18 protein-coding genes are annotated in these 16,788 nt (G+C 72.9%); 8 read left to right on the top strand and 10 right to left on the bottom strand.

Annotated features, from left to right (window positions below; all coding sequences use genetic code 11):
• The first annotated feature begins 45 nt into the window (after positions 1-45).
• Positions 46-993 (top strand): putative selenate ABC transporter substrate-binding protein, encoded by a 948-nt coding sequence (locus L107_RS02070; protein WP_159816226.1) that lies wholly within the window; start codon positions 46-48, stop codon positions 991-993.
• A 98-nt stretch (positions 994-1,091) separates the two neighbouring features.
• Positions 1,092-2,171 carry a ChaN family lipoprotein gene (locus L107_RS02065; protein ID WP_236550458.1) on the top strand — a complete coding sequence of 360 codons (1,080 nt, stop codon included), beginning with the start codon at positions 1,092-1,094 and terminating at the stop codon, positions 2,169-2,171.
• A 4-nt stretch (positions 2,172-2,175) separates the two neighbouring features.
• Here the strand turns inward: L107_RS02065 and L107_RS02060 are convergent, their stop codons facing one another.
• The 3 genes from L107_RS02060 to L107_RS02050 form a co-directional block, all read right to left on the bottom strand.
• Complete coding sequence (locus L107_RS02060; protein ID WP_159816224.1) at positions 2,176-2,841, bottom strand: SDR family oxidoreductase; 666 nt, start codon at positions 2,839-2,841, stop codon at positions 2,176-2,178.
• Positions 2,842-2,881: 40 nt separating this feature from the next.
• Positions 2,882-3,790: a cation diffusion facilitator family transporter gene (locus L107_RS02055; RefSeq protein WP_159816223.1), complete on the bottom strand. Its 909-nt coding sequence runs from the start codon at positions 3,788-3,790 to the stop codon at positions 2,882-2,884.
• A 90-nt stretch (positions 3,791-3,880) separates the two neighbouring features.
• A complete protein-coding gene (locus L107_RS02050; RefSeq protein ID WP_159816222.1) occupies positions 3,881-4,252 on the bottom strand; it encodes a DoxX family protein in 372 nt (123 codons plus the stop codon).
• 148 nt (positions 4,253-4,400) lie between these two features.
• Here L107_RS02050 and L107_RS02045 point away from each other — a divergent pair, with 148 nt between their 5' ends.
• Both L107_RS02045 and L107_RS02040 read left to right on the top strand, forming a co-directional pair.
• Positions 4,401-5,171, top strand: coding sequence for an ATP-binding cassette domain-containing protein (locus tag L107_RS02045; RefSeq protein WP_159816221.1), 771 nt, complete (start codon positions 4,401-4,403; stop codon positions 5,169-5,171).
• Positions 5,168-6,712, top strand: coding sequence for an ABC transporter permease (locus tag L107_RS02040; RefSeq protein WP_201295778.1), 1,545 nt, complete (start codon positions 5,168-5,170; stop codon positions 6,710-6,712). The genes L107_RS02045 and L107_RS02040 overlap by 4 nt, the downstream gene beginning before the upstream one ends.
• On the opposite strand, the gene L107_RS02035 is transcribed toward L107_RS02040, so the two are convergent.
• Positions 6,672-7,094 (bottom strand): hypothetical protein, encoded by a 423-nt coding sequence (locus L107_RS02035; RefSeq protein ID WP_236550447.1) that lies wholly within the window; start codon positions 7,092-7,094, stop codon positions 6,672-6,674. The genes L107_RS02040 and L107_RS02035 overlap by 41 nt on opposite strands.
• 155 nt (positions 7,095-7,249) lie before the next feature.
• Between L107_RS02035 and L107_RS02030 the strand changes: the two genes are divergently transcribed.
• Positions 7,250-8,242 (top strand): DUF1350 family protein, encoded by a 993-nt coding sequence (locus L107_RS02030; RefSeq protein WP_370515322.1) that lies wholly within the window; start codon positions 7,250-7,252, stop codon positions 8,240-8,242.
• A 42-nt stretch (positions 8,243-8,284) separates the two neighbouring features.
• Positions 8,285-8,947 (top strand): hypothetical protein, encoded by a 663-nt coding sequence (locus L107_RS02025; RefSeq protein ID WP_159816218.1) that lies wholly within the window; start codon positions 8,285-8,287, stop codon positions 8,945-8,947.
• Between the two features lie 37 nt (positions 8,948-8,984).
• On the opposite strand, the gene L107_RS02020 is transcribed toward L107_RS02025, so the two are convergent.
• Genes L107_RS02020 through moaB form a run of 3 tightly spaced genes read right to left on the bottom strand, consistent with a single transcriptional unit; the run spans position 8,985 to position 11,771 of the window.
• A complete protein-coding gene (locus L107_RS02020) occupies positions 8,985-9,476 on the bottom strand; it encodes a nucleoside deaminase (RefSeq protein ID WP_159816217.1) in 492 nt (163 codons plus the stop codon).
• A gap of 43 nt (positions 9,477-9,519) precedes the next feature.
• Entirely contained in the window at positions 9,520-11,271 is a 1,752-nt protein-coding gene (locus L107_RS02015; protein ID WP_159816216.1) for a mechanosensitive ion channel family protein, read from the bottom strand.
• Complete coding sequence (gene moaB, locus L107_RS02010) at positions 11,271-11,771, bottom strand: molybdenum cofactor biosynthesis protein B (RefSeq protein ID WP_159816215.1); 501 nt, start codon at positions 11,769-11,771, stop codon at positions 11,271-11,273. Before moaB ends, L107_RS02015 begins: the two co-directional genes overlap by 1 nt.
• Positions 11,772-11,864: 93 nt before the next feature.
• Here moaB and L107_RS02005 point away from each other — a divergent pair, with 93 nt between their 5' ends.
• Positions 11,865-12,059: a hypothetical protein gene (locus L107_RS02005; RefSeq protein WP_159816214.1), complete on the top strand. Its 195-nt coding sequence runs from the start codon at positions 11,865-11,867 to the stop codon at positions 12,057-12,059.
• Positions 12,060-12,074: 15 nt separating this feature from the next.
• Here L107_RS02005 and L107_RS02000 read toward each other — a convergent pair whose 3' ends face one another.
• On the bottom strand, positions 12,075-13,094 hold the full coding sequence (locus L107_RS02000; RefSeq protein WP_159816213.1) for a methyltransferase: 1,020 nt from the start codon (positions 13,092-13,094) through the stop codon (positions 12,075-12,077).
• A 132-nt stretch (positions 13,095-13,226) separates the two neighbouring features.
• Here L107_RS02000 and L107_RS01995 point away from each other — a divergent pair, with 132 nt between their 5' ends.
• Entirely contained in the window at positions 13,227-13,874 is a 648-nt protein-coding gene (locus L107_RS01995) for an NAD(P)H-dependent oxidoreductase (RefSeq protein ID WP_159816212.1), read from the top strand.
• A gap of 39 nt (positions 13,875-13,913) precedes the next feature.
• Here L107_RS01995 and L107_RS01990 read toward each other — a convergent pair whose 3' ends face one another.
• Both L107_RS01990 and L107_RS01985 read right to left on the bottom strand, forming a co-directional pair.
• Positions 13,914-15,452, bottom strand: a complete 1,539-nt coding sequence (locus L107_RS01990) for a metallophosphoesterase (RefSeq protein ID WP_159816211.1) — start codon at positions 15,450-15,452, stop codon at positions 13,914-13,916.
• A gap of 10 nt (positions 15,453-15,462) precedes the next feature.
• Complete coding sequence (locus tag L107_RS01985) at positions 15,463-16,767, bottom strand: diacylglycerol kinase family protein (protein ID WP_159816210.1); 1,305 nt, start codon at positions 16,765-16,767, stop codon at positions 15,463-15,465.
• Positions 16,768-16,788: the final 21 nt, after the last annotated feature.

Raw genomic sequence — 16,788 nt, 5'->3', positions numbered from 1 at the left:
TGGTCGCCATAGTGGAGCAACGGATTGCTCCCCTGCCCAAGCCCGATGTTCCTCCGGATCCGCACCACCGCCACCGCCGCCCTGATGGGGGTCTCGCTGGCGCTGCTGCCCCTGCTGGCGCCCCCCGCCGCCCCCCTCCCCGGCCGGCCGGCTCCGGCGGCGGCCCAGCAGAGCCAGAAGGTGCTGCGCATCGGTGCCATCCCTGACCAGAAGCCCGAGACGCTCAACCGGCTCTACCCGCTGGTGGCCAATGAACTCAGCCGTCAGCTGGGGGTGAAGGTGGTCTACGTGCCGGTCGTGGATTACGCCGCTGCCGTCACCGCCTTCCGCACCGGTGGCCTGGATCTGGTGTGGTTCGGCAGTCTCACGGGGGTGCAGGCGCGCCTGCAGAAACCCGGCGCCGTGGTGATCGCCCAGCGCGACATCGACGCGTCGTTCCAGAGCGTCTTCATCGCCAACAGGAGCAGCGGCCTGAAGCCGATCACCAACGTCAAGGGGCTGGCGGAGCTCAAGGGCAAGCGTTTCACCTTCGGCTCGGAGAGCTCCACCTCCGGCCGGCTGATGCCCCAGTTCTATCTGAACCAGGCCGGGGTGAAGCTGAGCGATTTCGCCGGCGGCGCCCCCGGCTTCAGCAGCAGCCATGACGCCACGATCGCCCTGGTGCAGAGCGGTGCCTACCAGGCCGGCGCCGTCAGCGAAGAGGTCTGGCGCAGCAGCCTCAGCGAGGGCAAGGTCAACCGCGCCAAGGTGGTGCAGATCTGGAAGACCCCCGGCTATCCCAACTACCACTGGATCGCCCAGCCCGATCTCGACAAGCGCTTCGGCAAGGGCTTCACCGCCCGGATGAGGACGGCGATCCTCAGCTGGCGCCCCACCAACCCCAGGCAGAAGGAGGTGCTGGCGTTGTTCGGCGCCCAGCGGTTCATCCCCGCCAATGCGGCGGCCTACAGCCCCATTGAGAAGGTCGGCCGTCAGATCGGCAAGATCCGCTGATCGGCCTCGCCCGCCGGCAGCGCCGCGGCCCCCGGGCCGCCGGGCTGGCCCTGGCCGCCCTTTTGGCGGCCCCTGGACCTGCGGCCGCCGGCGTCTGCGTGCCGTCGGGGGCCTGGGTGGAGCCCACGGCCGCGGGTCCCCGCACCCTGGCGGCCGCCGACCTGCTCGATCGCCTGGCGCGGCGTCCGGTGGTGCTGCTGGGGGAACGCCACGACAGCGCCGCCCACCATCGCTGGCAGCTGGCCACGCTCCAGGCGCTGCAGGCGCGCAGCCCCGACCTGAGCCTCGCGCTGGAGATGGTGCCGCGCCGGCTGCAGCCGGTGCTCGACCGCTGGGTGGCCGGAACCCTGGAGGAGCGCGCCTTCCTCGACGCCCTCGACTGGCCGGCCATCTGTGGCTACGACGTCGAGCTGTACCTGCCGATCCTGCGCTTCGCCCGTGACCGGCGGCTGCCGCTCGTGGCCCTGAACGTGGAGCGCCGGCTGGTGCGGCGGGTGCGGGCCGAGGGCGCCGCGGCGGTGCCCGTCAGCGAGAGGGAGGGGGTGGGGCGCCCGGCGCCGGCCAGCGCCGCCTACCGGGCCCAGCTGCACCGGCTCTGGCAGCACCATCCCTTCGTCCCCAGCGGCAGCCAGGGGGTGCCGGGGCTGGAGGACCCTTCCTTCGGCCGCTTCGTGGAGAGCCAGCTCCTCTGGGACCGTGCCATGGCCGAGGCCATCGCCGAGCAGCGCCGCCGGCGCCCCGGGGCTCCGGTCGTGGCCCTGATCGGCAACGGCCACCTGGCCGGGGGCCACGGCGTGCCCCATCAGCTGCGGGCCCTGGGCCTGGCGGACGTGGCCTGGTTGCTGCCCTGGGAAGCCAGCCTCGACTGCGCGGCGCTGCAGCCGGGCCTGGCCACGGCGGTGTACGGCGTCGTGGCCCCGCCGCCGGCGGGCCTGCGGCTGGGGGTGTATCTGGAAACCCACGGCGGCCGGGTGGAGATCCACCAGGTGGCCCCCGGCTCGCTGGCGGAGCGCTCCGGGCTGCGGGTCGGCGATGGCATCGCGGCGATCGATGGCCTGCCCGTGAGCAGCGCCCGCCAGGTGATCGAGCGGCTGGCCGCGCACCCCGTGGGCCGGCCCTTGGGCCTCACCCTGCGGCGGGATGGGCGGCTGCTCACCCTGCAGCTGGCCCTGCCCTAGGGCCCTACCAGGGCAGCACCTGGCCGTTGGCGTGCCAGAAGGTGCCGCTGGTCTCCAGGGTCAGGGCGTCGATGCGGGCCAGCAGGCCGCGCACCGACTTCTCGGGACTGATGCCCTGGGCGCTGAAGCCCGTCATGCGGGTGCTCACCAGGCCGGGATGGAGCAGGGCCACGGCGATGCCGCGGGGACGCAGGTCGATGGCCAGCGACCGGCCGGCCATGTTGAGCGCCACCTTCGACATCCGGTAGCCGTAGGCGCCGCCGGAGCCGTTGTCGTCGATCGAGCCCATGCGGCTCGTCATCAGGATCACCTTGGCGCCCTCGCTCAGATGGCCCAGCAGGGCCCGCGTGAGCAGGAGGGGGGCGATGGCGTTCACCTCGAACTGGCGCCGCAGGCTCTGCGCATCCAGCGCCCCCAGGCTGGTGGACTCCAGGATCCCGGCGTTGAGGATCAGGGCATCGAGGCTCAGGCCATCGAGCCGTTCCACCAGGGCGGCGATGGCGTCCCCGTCGGTGAGGTCGATCCCCGCCTCGATGCGCACCCCCAGGCTCTCCAGTTCCGGCGAGGGGGTGCGGCAGACCGCCACCACCGTGTCGCCCCGGGCCTGGAGCTGGCGGCAGTACTCCAGGCCGATGCCGCGGTTGGTGCCGGTGATCAGGACGGTGGCCATGGGACGGGGCGCTGCGACGGCTGGCTGGATCGTATGGGGCTCAGCCCTCCTCCCAGCGGAATCCCTGGTCGTCCCAGGCCTTGGGATCCTCGATCGGCTCGAGGTGGGTCAGCACATCGCTGCGGGGCAGGGCGACGGCGATCTCCTGCTCCAGCCGTTCGCAGAGGTCATGGCCGGCCTGCACGGTCCAGCGGCCCGGCACCAGCACGTGCAGGGCGACGAAGCGCCGCGATCCGGCCACCCGGGTGCGCAGGGCATGGAAGCGGATCTCCTCCGATTCATGGGAGGCCAGCAGCGCCTCCAGCTTCTCCTGCTCGTCGATGGGCAGCGAGCGGTCGAGCAGGCCGGTGGCCGTCTCCCGCAGCAGATTCCAGCCCGTCAGGGTGATGTTGAGCGCCACGGCGATGGCGATCAGCGGGTCGAGGATCGTCAGGCCGGTGAGCTTCACCAGGCCGATGCCCAGCAGCACGCCGGCGGAGGTCCAGACGTCGGTGAACAGATGGTGGGCGTCGGCCCGCAGGGTGATCGAGTGGAAGTGGCGGGAGGCCCGCAGCAGCACCCAGGCCACCACGCCGTTGAGCACCGTCGCCACCAGGGAGAGGGCCATGCCCAGCCCCAGCTGCTCCAGGGGCTCAGGAGCCTGCAGGCGTCCCACGGCGGCGTGGATGATCGCCAGGGCCGCCAGCACGATCAGCACGCTCTCCAGGCCGCTGGAGAAGTACTCGGCCTTGAAGTGGCCGTAGTGGTGGGTGCGGTCGGCCGGCTTGGCGGCCAGGCTGAGGGCCCAGAAGGCCCCCAGGGCCGCCACCAGGTTCACCCCGGATTCCATCGCATCCGAGAGCAGGCCCACCGAGCCGGTGTAGCGCCAGGCTGCGGTCTTGAGCACGATGGTGGCCACCGCCGCCGCCACCGACAGAAGGATGTAGGAGCGGGGGGAGGCGAAGAGCATGGGATCGGACCGGGCGGCAGGGGCAGGAGGCCGCCCGGCCATGCTCGCCCAGCCTGGCCACGGCGCTGCGTGGGATGGCGGTTTGGCGGTTCAGGGGCGACGTTCGGCCACCAGCAGCAGGCCGCCGACGATCGAGAGGTTCTTCAGCAGCTGGATCCGCTCCTGGGGGTCGGCCACATCGCTGTGGAACAGCAGGGTGGTGGGCACCAGGAACAGCAGCAGCAGGATCGCCCCGAGCCGGGCGCGGAAGCCGCTGATCACCAGCACCGATCCCACGGCCATCAGCGCCACGGCCGCCGCCAGCAGCACCGGCGCCAGGGGGATGCCCCGGCCGGCGATCATCCCGGCCACAGCACCGAAGCCCGTCAGCTTGCCGATCGCCGCGTGCAGGAACACCAGGCACAGGAGCACCCGGGCGACTCCATCGAGGAGCGAGGGCCTGGATCCGCTGGAGGAGGTCATCGGGGCCGCGGCGCAGGACGGGGGAGGTGGGTTGATTCTGCTGGGGCTCCCTTCGGCCTGACGAGCCTTGGGGGTTCGTCCAGACGCGCCAGGGGCCCGGGTCGGATGGCTGGCAATCTGGATCGGTCGTCTGTGCTTCACGCCCCCCATGGCCGCCGGCCCCGCCACCGCCGTGCTCGCGCTGCGGGGCGTCCGTGTGGCTGGCCGCGGGCGGCCCCGGCTGGAGGCCGTCGACCTGAGCCTGGCCCCGGGCGAGCGGGTGGCGCTGCTGGGGGCCAGCGGTGCCGGCAAGAGCACCCTGCTGGCGGTGGCCAACGGCCTGCTGGCGCCGGCGGCCGGCACGGTGCTCTGGGAGGGCCAGCCCCCCGCCCGCTCCCGCCGCGGCCGGCGGCGCCAGCAGGCCCGCATCGGCACCCTCTGGCAGGACCTGCGCCTGATCGAGGAGCTGACCGTCCAGCAGAACCTCAACGCCGCCCGCCTGGCCCGCTGGGGCTGGCCCCGGGCCCTGCTCAACCTGCTGCTGCCGCTCGACACCGAGGCCTGCGCGGCGGCCCTGCGGGCGATGGATCTGGATCCGGCCCTGCTGGAGCAGCCGGTGACGGCCCTCTCCGGCGGCCAGCGCCAGCGGGTGGCGATGGCCCGGCTGCTGCGCCAGGAGCCCACCCTGCTGCTGGCCGATGAACCCCTGGCCAGCCTCGATCCGCGCCTGGCCGGCGAGCTGCTGGCGCTGCTGCTGGCCCAGGCCGTGGCCCCCCGGGCCCTGCTGCTGAGCCTGCACCGCCCCGACCTGCTCGCCGGCTTCGATCGGGCCGTGGGCCTCAAGGACGGCCGGGTGCTGTTCGACGGGCCGGTGGCCCAGGTGACCCCCGACCTGCTGGCGGACCTCTACGGGGGCATCCCGCCCGGCGTGGCCCCTTGAAACCGGCGCCGCCGCTGCTGATGCTGCTGCCGGCCCTGGTGCTGGCGCCCCTGGCCGTCCTGCTGCCGCCGCTGGTGCACGGGGGCGGCTGGGAGCTGATCGGCGGCTTCCTGGTGGCGGCGGTGACGCCCTCCCTGGATCCGGTGGTGCTGACATCGCTGCTGAAGGGGCTGGGGGTGACGGTCGGCATGGCCCTGCTCGGCTGGGCCGGCAGCCTGGTGCTCGGCCTGCTGCTGGGGGCGGCCAGCTCCCGCACCGTGTGGCGCACCCTGACGGGCAGCGCCCTGCCGGCGGAGCTGATCCGCCGCCTGCTGGCCCTGCCCCGGGCGATCCATGAGCTGATCTGGGGCCTGCTGCTGCTCCAGCTGGTGGGGCTGCAGCCGGCGGTGGCGGTGCTGGCGATCGCCCTGCCCTTCGGGGCCCTGGTGGCCCGGGTGCTCTCCGACCTGCTCGATGCCCTGCCCATCACCGGCCTGGAGGCCCTGCGGGCGGCGGGCGCCCCGGCGCCGGCGGCCCTGCTCACGGCCCTGGGTCCGGCCCTGCTGCCGGGGGTGCTCAGCTACGGCGGCTACCGGCTGGAGTGCGCCCTGCGCAGCGCCACCCTGCTGGGGGTCTTCGGCCTCGGGGGCCTGGGCACCGACCTCAAGCTGACGCTGCAGTCGCTGCAGTTCCATGAGCTCTGGAGCGGCCTGTGGCTGCTGCTGGCGGTGATGCTGGCCCTGGAGGCGGGCATCAGCCTGCTGCGGCGACGCTGGCTGGTGCCCGGCCGGTTCGTGCTGGCCCGGCGGGGGGTGGGCGAGCGCAGCCGCGAGATGCTGCTGGCCCTGGCGGCCCTGCTGCCCCTCTGCGTCGTGGTGGGCCGGGCCCTGGGGGTGGACCCGGCGGCCCTGCTCAGCTGGCAGCCCCTGCCGGGCCTGGGGGCCGGCGACTGGGCCGCCACCTGGGCCCTGCCCTGGCCCCGGCTGGTGGGGGGCACCTTGCTGCTCACCGCCCTGGCGGCCAGCCTGGCGGTGGGGCTGGCGCCGCTGCTGCTGCTGGTGGCGGCTCCGGTGGGCTGGGCGCGGCAGGGGCTGCGGCTGCTGTGGGCCCTGGGGCGCCTGTGGCCGCCGCCGCTGACGGCCCTGCTGCTGCTGTTCGTGCTGGAGCCGGGGGTGATCACCGCCGCCCTGGCCCTGGGCTTCCACAACCTGGGGGTGCTGGGCCGGCTGCTGCTGGAGAGTGCCGACGCCACCGATCCGGCCGCCGAGGAGGCCCTGGCCTGCGGCGGCAGCGGGCCGCGTCTGGCCCTGCTCTACGGCCGCTTCAGTGCCCTGGCCCGGCCCTACCTGGCCTACGGCGCCTACCGGGCCGATGTGATCCTGCGGGAATCGGTGGTGGTGGGCCTTGTGGGGGCGACCGGGCTGGGCAGCCAGCTTCTGGAGAGCCTCAGCTCCTTCGCCTGGGACCAGCTGCTGGCGCTGGTGGCCGCCTACGCCCTCCTCACCCTGGTCGGCGAGGACCTCAGCGACAGGGCCCGCCGCCGCTGGTTGCGGGCGGCCTGAGGGGCCGACCGCGGCGCCGGCTCAGGTGCTGCTGAGCAGGACGCGCCCCCCGTCGGGCACCGGCAGCGCCCCTGAGATCGGCGAAGACGCTGCCGCGCTGCTCCGCGCTCTCCTGCAGGGGGATGGTCGTGAGGGAGCCCGACAGCGCAGAGAGCGAGAGTTCCACGTACCCCCGGACTTCAGCCTCCAGGGCCTCGGCCCTGTCGGGTGTCGGCTGCACCGGCAGCGGGGCGGTGGCCGACGCGGGCGGACTCAGGGGTGAACAACGCAACGTGTTGGCCGTCGACGTCGGCTCGAGGGCACCGGCGGTGTCGGTGCCGGACGTGTGAAAGAAGCACAGGCTGTCTTCCAGCCCGGAGCCTGAATCGCGGGCGGTGAACACCACGGGGGGCAGCAGATCGGTGAGGCTCGTGTTGGAGACCGGGCAACGCCGGAACGAGTCAATCCTGGCGATGACGATGGAACCCTGGGCGAGGGCCTGCCTGTGGATGCACCCGGGATCAGGAGTCCGAGCCGAGTTGACAGTTTCCATAGGCCATGGATCGATCTCACGGTTGTGTCTTCGAGGTGACGCGGGCCTGTCACAACCATCCGGAAAGCCTGCCATCGAGGTCGCCTGTCTCCCTGTCGCCTGGTCGTAGAACATCGCCCAGCGACCAGCGCGTCCCACCGATGTCCCTTCCCGTTCAGCCGCTGCATTTTCAGCCGCTGCATTTCTGCTGGGCTGCCCTTCATCCCCGGCCCAGGGGTGTGGTCGTCTTCATCGGTGGTGCCTTCTTCGGCACCTTCCCCACCGTCTTCTACCGAAGGTTCCTGTCCCTGCTCCATGCCCAGGGCTACACGGTGGTGGCCCTGCCGTTCCGCTTCTCCTTCCGCCACTGGTCCATCGCCCTCAGCCTGGTCGCCTATCAGGACGAACTGCGCCGGGAGCTCGCCGGGCTGGCCACCCGCCTCGGCCATGCCCCCGACCCCTACCTCGATTGGAAACCGTTCACCTGGATCGGCCACAGCCTCGGCTGCAAGTACCTGGCCCTGCTGGAGCTGCTCAGCGATCTGGAGCTTGAGGCCCTGCGGCGAGCCCTGGCCGATTGCGTCGGCGCCCACCAGGCCGGACGGCTGATCGCCGCCCTCTCCTCGGCGCCCCTCGACCACCAGTCCCTCCACAACCAGCCCACCCTGCTGCTCGACCCGGTGATGGCGGACCTGGAGGACGCCGTGCCACTGCCATGGCTGCAGACGCTGCTGAATCGCTGGATCCGGGTGTTGCCGTCACGGTCGGAAAGCTTCTGCATCGTCGGGAACTCGCGCCTGTTCCACCTCACCTCCATCGTCGGCTTCGGCAGCCGGCTGGCGGCCGCCACGGTGGCGTCCTTCGTGGACCTGCTCGGGCCGCGGCTCCGTCACCTGATCCGGCTCGAGCCGCGTGATCACCTGGCGATCATGGGCGTCGGCCATACGGACATGGAGGTGGTCGCCGCCGTCAGCGACTGGTTGAACCAGGAGCCCGCGTGGCACGCCTCCGGAGAATGACGCAAGGTGAGCCGACTCCGGCGCCGCTGCGAAGCCTCTGCGATGCCTCTGACGCGATCCGCTCCCGACACCCAGGGCCCACCCTTCCACTACCGGTTCCTGCATCGCGTCGCGCCGGCGGCCCGAACCGGCTTCCTGGAGCTGGAGGAACGGCTGCGGACCGCGGCCCGCGGCTATCCGGGCTTCGTCGCGGAGAGTCTGCCCCACCCCCTGGGCCAGGCCGACAACGGCGAGCTGCTGTACGAGTCGGCGCTCAGCTTCGCCACCCTGGCCGATTTCCTGGCCTGGATGGACAGTCCGGAGCGGCGGAGCCTGCTCAACCCGGCCGAGCGCGGGGGGTACCGCTACGCCGGCGCCGGCGACTGGGACGGCTATGCCCGCTGGCTGGAGGACGCGGGGCGCCGGCGGGTGCCGGTCTGGAAGGTGAACCTGCTGGTGCTGCTGGTGCTCTATCCCACCGTGGAGCTGCTGCGGGTGCTGCTCCGGCCCCTGCCTCTGGACGGCCCCACGGGCCTGCTGCTGGCCAATGTCTGCAGCGTGGCCCTCACCGGCTGGTGGCTGGTGCCCGGGGTGAGCCGGCTGTGCGGGCCGTGGCTGGAGGGCACCGGCAGCCGGCGCGGCCAGCGGCTCACGCTGACGGCGATCCTGGTGGGCCTGGCCCTGATGCTGCAGCTGTTCCGCGCCATGCCCGCCACCCGCGGCTGAGCGCCGCCGCCACCGGATCGCCCGGCGCCGGAGGCGGTCAGTAGCGGACCCGATCGGACTTGGCCTGGTAGGCCTTCCAGACCTCCACCGCCTCCTCCCGCAGGATCTGGGTCAGGCGAATGGAGCGCTGCTCCTTGGGCAGGGCCAGCTGCTCGTAGATCGGGCGGTCGTCGAAGTCGCCGTATTCAAGGGCGTCCTCCACCGTGGCGGCGTAGTACACCTCCTCGATGCCGGCCCAGTAGCAGGTGGCCATGCACATCGGGCAGGGCTCGGCGGAGGTGTAGAGGATGCAGCCCGGCAGCTTGAAGCTCTGCAGGGTGATGCAGGCCAGCCGGATCGCCTCCATCTCCCCGTGCCAGGTGGGGTCGTGGCTGGCCACGACGCGGTTCATCCCCTGGGAGATGACCCCCCCGTCCCTGACGATCACCGCCCCGAAGGCCCCGCCGGTGCCGTACTCCAGGGCCGCCTTGCGGGACAGCTGAATCGCCTGGCGGATGAACGTCTCGTGGTCCGGCGTCGCTGCAGCCATGAACCATCCTCCGCGTACCCCACCGTACCGGCGCTCGCCCTGATCAGCCCCGGGCGGCCAGCTCCAGGCCGTCGGCCAGGGGGATCACCTCCCGCTGGAAGCGGGCCACCAGGCGCCCCTGCAGCTCCCGGGAGCAGGCCCACTGCTCGCCGGTCACCGTGGTGAGCAGGACGCTGACGGTGATGCCCAGCGGGCCGGTGGCACTGACGCCCCGCAGCAGGGGCGGCGCCAGCAGCCGGGGTCCCCAGGTGGGGTCGGCGTGGAAGGCGGCCAGCTCGTCGGCCACCACCGCCAGGGCCTGGCCGATGGCGGTGCAGCGGTGGGAGATCAGCAGCTTCACCTCTTCCCCGGAGCGCAGCTTGGTGTGGTTGACCACCCGGTCGAAGGCGCTGTTCTGGACCACGGCCACCCGGTGGTCGAGGCAGTGCAGCTGGGTGCTCAGCACGCCCACATCCACCACGTCGCCCTCGAGGCCATCGATCTCCACCCAGTCGCCGATCGCGTAGCGGTCTTCGATCAGCACGGCGAGGCCGGCGACGAAGTCCCGCAGCAGCCCCTGGAACACCAGCGCCAGGCCGCCCAGCAGGGCGCCGCCGGCCAGCAGCAGGGAGGAGGAGGCGGCGCGGATCCCGGGAATGTCGATCAGGATCCAGCCCGCCGCCACCAGGATGCAGGCCAGATCGATGAGGCGATGGCTCACCCGCAGCAGGCTGCGGTGCCGTTGCTCCCGGCGGGCCTGCTCCTCCACCGGCACCCTGGCCCCGTCGGCCCACTGGTGCAGCAGAAAGGTGGCCAGGGAGCGGGCCAGCAGGGCAACCAGCCCCACCATCAGCACCTTGAGGACGGAGTGAACCGGCTGGAGCAGCAGCTGCAGCCCCAGGGGCACCTTGCCGGGGACGGCCATCACGCCCAGGGCCAGCATGACCATCAGCTGCAGCAGCACCAGCAGCAGCAGCACCAGCCCGAAGACCTGGCGGAGCTGCAGACGCTGCTCCAGGGCCCGGTCCGGGGTGGGGAGCCGGCGGCTGACCAGCGCGGCGCAGCGCTGCCGGTTCCAGCGCCACAGCCACAGGGTGGCGGCGGTGACCAGGGCCAGCGCCAGCTGGACGGCGACGGTGATCTGCCAGCGGCGGCGCAGATCGGCCGGCTGCATCACCTGGCGGGCATGGCGCAGGCGGCTCTGCAGCCGCTGCTGCCAGCGTTCCCCCAGGGCCATGGCGCTGATGCCGTTGAGGCTGGCATCGGCCCGGGTGACCGTGAGCAGGGGCAGGGGTTCGGAGCGTTCCGGCACCCTGGCCTCCAGCACCACATCGCCGCCCGGCAGCTGCCGGCGCTCCACCACCAGCGACCCGGGGGCGTTCCCGCTCCCGCCCTGGAGGGGCGACGGCTCACAGGCCCCGCCGCTGCCCCCCAGCACCTTCACCAGCACCCACTCGGCCAGCTGTTCGCTCTCGCTGCAGAGGTGCTCGGGGTCGTAGAGGAGGCGCAGGTTGCCCTCGATCACCTCGGCGCGGCGCCGGGCGTCGGGGGCATTGTCCTGGTGGCCCACCACCGGCGAGGCCACGGTGAGGGCGGGAACGCCGAGGATCCGCACCTTGGCCAGTTCGAAACTGCCGGCGGCCACCACGCCCCCCGGGTCGGCCGGGCCGGTCCCGCCCCCCCGGGCCCCGCCGCCATCGGCCGGGGCGGCGACACCCGCTCCGGCCGGCGGCAGCCACCAGAGGCCGACGCTGAGCAGCAGGGCGAGGGCCCCCGGCCACCAGGGGCGGGTCCGCCACCGAGGGACGCAGCCCATCAGGTTTCCGTGAGCCGCGGCAGCAGCTGCACCAGGTTGCAGGGGCGGGTGGTGGCGTCGAGCTGGGCGCGGATCAGCCGGTCCCAGGCGGTGGTCACCGCATCGAGGGAGCCCGGCAGCACGAACACCACCGTGCCGTTGGCCACCCCGGCCAGGGCGCGGCTCTGCAGGGTGCTGGTGCCGATCGTCTCGAAGGAGAGCACCCGGAACAGTTCGCCGAAGCCCTCGATGGTCTTGTCGAGCAGGGGCGCCACGGCCTCGGGGGTGCCGTCACGGCCCGTGAGGCCGGTGCCGCCGGAGCTGATCACCACCTGCACGGCGGGGTCGGCGATCCAGCGGCTCAGCTCGGCCCGGATGCGGTAGCGGTCATCGGGCACCAGGCTGCGCTTCAGCAGCCGGTGGCCGGCCGCCTCCAGCCGCTGCTGCAGGGCATGGCCCGAGGCGTCGTCGGCGAGGGTGCGGGTGTCGGAGACCGTGAGCAGGGCGATGGAGAGGCTCACGGATCCGGGGCTGGGCTGGCTACGACGCTAGGGCGTGGAACGCTTCTGGCAAACTGCCTGTTGAGGAAAGCAGGCCAAGCGGAGCCCCCGGGGATGCGCTGGAAACGGCTGGGACGGGGGTTGCTGTTCGGCTTGGCGGGTTTCGTGCTCAGCACCGGCCTGAGCTACGTGCTGGTGCTGCAGCCCTACACCCGCCACGACCGCGAACTGGCCGCGGCGATGACCAGCTTCTTCTTCTTCGGCCCCATCGGCGGGGCCATCGCCCTGGTGCTCGGCCTGCTGGTGTGACGCCGGGGCCCGCGCTCAGGCCGCCACCGCCTCCACCACGGCGACCGGTGACGGGGTCGGGTGGATGCCCGCCAGGCGCAGGCCGGCGCGCTCCAGCAGCTGGCCGTACTCCGTGGGGGTGCGCTCCCGGCCGCCCTCGGTCATCACCAGCATGTTCAGATCGAGCAGCTTGCCCGGGGCCGGATCGTTGCCCGGGGGGATCACCTGCTCGAGGATCAGCAGTCGCCCGCCCGGGGCCAGGCCGGTGCGGATGTGGCCCAGGATCGTCAGGCAGGCGTCATCGCCCCAGTCGTGGAGGATGTGCTTGAGCAGGTAGGTGTCGCCGCCGGCCGGCACGCCGGCGAAGAAGTCACCGCCGCCGACGCAGAAGCGTCCCTCCAGTTCCGGCGGCACCGCTACTGGCGCCACCACCGCCGGCTGGTCGAAGAGGGTGCCGCGCAGATGGCCGTGCTGGCGCAGCACCGCCTGCAGCAGCCCGCCGCGGCCGCCGCCCACGTCGATCAGGTGGCGGGCGTCGCTGAAGTCCCAGGTCGCCAGAAGACCCTCGGTCTCGACGCGGGAGAAGTCGGTCATGGCGCCGTCGAAGATGGCGCCGCGCTCGGGGTTGTGGCGGTACCAGTCGAAGACCGGTTCGCCGTAGTGGTGGCGGAAGGCGCTCTCGCCGCTGCGGACGCTGTGGAGCAGGTCGGTCCAGGCGTCGTAGTGCTCGCCGCCGAGCATGCGCACGAACTGGCGCAGGGAGCCGGGGTGGTCGCTGCGCAGCAGTCCGGCGAGGGGGGTGAGCACGAAGCGGCGCGGTTGGCTGCCGCTCTCGGCGAACACGCCCAGGCTGGCCAGACCCCGCAGCAGCCGGAACAGGGATTCGCCGTCGGCGCCGCAGCGGCCGGCGAGCTCCTCGGCCGTCAGGCCTTCGGGGCCGGCGGCCGCCAGATGGTCGGCAATCGCCAGCTCGGCGGCCACGTGCAGCATCTGGGTCACCCAGTTGCCGCAGGCGAGCTGGAGGAGGTGGCCGGAGAGATCCGCGCTGGGGTCCATGGACGTGGGGCGGGGGATGGTTCGGTCTACACCTGCCCCCGGTCCCCAGCGGGGGCATCGGAGATCACCGGCGAAACGGGTCGCCCCCGCTTAAGTTCCGCTCGACACCCTCCGTCACCACGCTGCCCGACCATGACCCTGAGCTCCACCGAGCTGCTGGATGCCCTCCGCTGGCGCTACGCCACCAAGCAGTTCGACCCCAGTCGCCGCATTCCCGCCGACACCTGGGCAGCGCTGGAGGCGGCGCTGGTGCTCACCCCCTCCTCCTACGGCCTGCAGCCCTGGAGGTTCCTGGTGATCGAGGATCCGGCCCTGCGGGCCGAACTGCGGCCCCATTCCTGGAACCAGTCCCAGATCACCGACGCCTCGCACCTGGTGGTGTTCCTGGCGCGCCGCACGATCGAGCTGGCCGATCTCACCCGGCTGATCGAGGCCACCAGTGCTGCCCGCGGCGTGCCGGTGGAGCCGCTGGAGGGCTACCGGCAGATGATGCAGAAGGATCTGGTCGACGGCCCCCGCAGCGCTGGCATCGCCACCTGGGCCAGCAACCAGGTGTACATCGCCCTGGGCAACTTCATGACCGCCGCCGCCCTGCTGCAGGTGGACACCTGTCCGATCGAGGGCTTTTCGCCCCCCGACTACGACCGCCTGCTGGGCCTGGAGGCGACCCCCTACCGCAGTGCCGTGGTGTGCGCCGCCGGGTATCGCGATCCGGCCGACAAGTACGCCGACCTGGCCAAGGTGCGCTATCCGCTCGATGAGCTGATCGAACACCGCTGATCCGCTGCGCCCCCCCTGCCGCACCGACCCCGCGCGGGATCAGCCCGTCGCTGGCAGCAGGATCGGATCGAGGGTCCCGTGACGCCAGCGCCCATCGGCCTTCTCCGCCACAAGCGGCGTGAGCGTGAGTGTGAGGGGGCTGCCGGCCGCCACGTCGACCTGCAGGGCGGAGTAGGTGCGACGCAGGGAGGAGCCCCGGCCGCTGCGGCCGAGGAACAGGCGGGAGCGGGCCACGACCCGCTCGCTGCCCGCCGGACCCTCCAGCAGCTCGGGCCCCTCCGGCCGCTGGCGCCGCAGGCTGTAGCCGCTGCCGCCGCAGATCAGCCAGGGGATGTGGGCGTCGCCGTGGCCGGTGTCTCCGGTGTGGAGCAGCTCCAGGCAGTGGGCATGGCCGCTGAAGGCCAGATCGATCAGGGGGCGCCCGGCCGGCCGTTCGCCGAGGGCGGCGGCGACGCGATCCAGCACGCCGCGCAGCCGGGCCCGCACCGCCAGGGTCTGGCCCTGGTCCCACTTGCTGACTTCGGTGACGACGGGGGGATGGTGCAGCACCAGCAGCCGGCCCCGCACCTCCGGGTTGCGCCAGGAGGCGATCAGGGCGTCGGCGAACCAGTCGAGCTGCTCCTGGTCGACCGCCGGCGGCCCGCTCTCGAGCTGCTTGTCGATGTCCCGGATCTGCTCGTCGAGCTGCTGGGCCTTGGCGGCCCGGTCGTCGCGGGCGTCCGCGTCGCCGACGAGGGGACCGAGGGTGAGCAGCAGGGCGGCGCGCTCGGCGTCGAGCCGCTGGCGTCGCCGGCGCAGCTCCCCGCCGTCGTCGCCGGCGGGCAGGGGCTGGTTGAAGGTGTTGGAGTCGAGGGCGAACACATCGAGGCCGGCCCAGCGGAAGGTGTAGTGGCGATGGGGCAGGCGGGTGAAGGCGCCGGGGCGGTAGAGCAGGCAGCGGGCCCCGTCCACCGTGGCGGTGCGGGTGCGGGCCAGGTGCTCCTCCAGCCCGGCCTCGGGCACGGCCGCCAGCCCATCGAGGAAGGCGCGGGCCCAGGCCTGGCCCACGTAGGAGCCGTGCCAGCCCACATCCAGCTGGATCCAGCGGCGCAGCAGCCGGCGCGGCGGCGCCGTGAGGCCGGCCAGCAGCCCCAGCGGCAGGGGCAGGTCGTAGTAGTCGTGGTTGCCGAGCACCGGCAGGAACGGCACCCGGAAGACGAGCTGGTCGTAGCGCAGCCGCCGCCAGTCCTCGCCGCCGACGATCCACTCCCGGTAGGGACGGATGAAGTTGTCGGGGTACTGCTCGCTGGAGCCCACCGGGTAGACGACGTCGCCGGTGTGGAGCAGGAAGCGGGCATCGGCGCCATGGGCGAGCAGTTGTTCCGCCACGCGCCGCTGGGGGGTGGCGCGACGGTGCAGCCCGGTGCCGCTGTCGCCGAGCACGAGGAAGGAGAAGGCTTCGGGGGTGCCCGGATCGCCCGCGATCGCCAGGCGGCAGGGGTCGATGCCGTGGCGGGCGAAGGCGGGATGGCCCCAGCGCACCCGGTCGGCCATGCGGCGGATCTTGGTGGCGACGCCCGCCTCGGTGGCCAGGTTCATGGACGTCCGTTCACGGTGGCGGCAGCGGTGCGAACACCGTCAGGGCGCCGGGCAGGCAGGTGAAGGTGACCGGGGCGGCCTCGACCATCTCGCCGTCGATCACCAGCCGCTGGGGCGGGTCGGTGGTGATCGTGATGCGGCGGGCCCGCAGGCACAGGAGGTCGGGGTGGTTGGCGGGCGACTGCACCACGGCGGAGGTGAGCAGGGAGGCGAGGGCGTTGAGCCCCTGCAGGCGGGTGGCGGGGGAGGCGATCGTGACCTCCAGCAGGCCGTCGTCGGGGATCACCCGCCCGAAGCCCTGGGCCAGCACGGAGGTGGCGGGGGCCACGTTGGCCACGGTGATGGCGGCGGCCTGCACCTCGGTGACGGCGCCGTCGATCTCGACGCGGGCCTGGAAGGGCTGCTGGGACGCCAGCTGCTGCGCGCCGGCGAGCACGTAGGCGAGCGGACCCAGCATCGTCTTGAGCTCCCGGGTGGCGCGATCCACCATGCCGGCCTCGAAGCCGACCCCGGCCAGCAGGGTCATCGGCACGTCGTTGCAGCGGGCGGCGTCCACCACGTGGGTGTGGCCGGCCAGGATCGTCTCGCAGGCGGCCACCAGGTCGGTGGGAATGAACAGGGCCGAGGCGAAGGCGTTGGCGGTGCCGCGGGGGATCACACCGAGGGGAATGCCGGTGCCCGCCACCGCCCCCGCCACCGCCGAGACGGTGCCGTCGCCGCCGCAGGCCACGATCATGGCGTTGCCCGCCTCGTCGGCCGGCCGGGCCTGGAGCAGTTCCACCAGTTCGCGGCACTGGTCGGCCGGGTCGAGGCCGGCCCGGGTGAGCAGCACGGTCACCCGGAGCTGGGGTTCGAGGATCGAGCGGATCAGGGCCAGATCGGCGTTGGCATCCCCCTGGCCGGCGACCGGATTGAACAGCAGGTAGGCCGAGCGGCCGTGGGACAGACCGCGCAGGGCCAGCTCGGCGGTGGCGGCATTGAAGGCCAGGGGTACGGCGGCCAGATCGCAGGCGCGCATCAGCAGCCCGGCGTCGGGCGACGTGCCCGCCGGCGCCGTCGGATCGAGGAAGGCCACCACCAGGTCCACCGCACCGGCCAGCACCTCGGCGGCCACCTGGATGTCCCCCCCCTCGGCGAGGGCCGCCAGTGGCGTGACCCGCAGCTGGGCCGTGCGCGGGTCGCTGCGGAGCTGCTCGGCCAGTTCGGCGCTGGCCAGCAGGGGGAAGCCGGCCACCGCCAGCGATTGCCGGTCGAGCCAGTCCAGCAGCGCCTGGCGGCGCGACGCACTTGCCAGCAGCGCCAGGGCATGGGCCATGGGGATCAGGCTACGGGGACG

The organism is Cyanobium sp. Copco_Reservoir_LC18, from assembly GCF_009834675.1.
Classification (GTDB): Bacteria; Cyanobacteriota; Cyanobacteriia; order PCC-6307; family Cyanobiaceae; genus Cyanobium; species Cyanobium minutissimum.
Note: the sequence above shows the minus strand (reverse complement) of the source record. Positions and strands in the feature narration are given on the sequence as shown.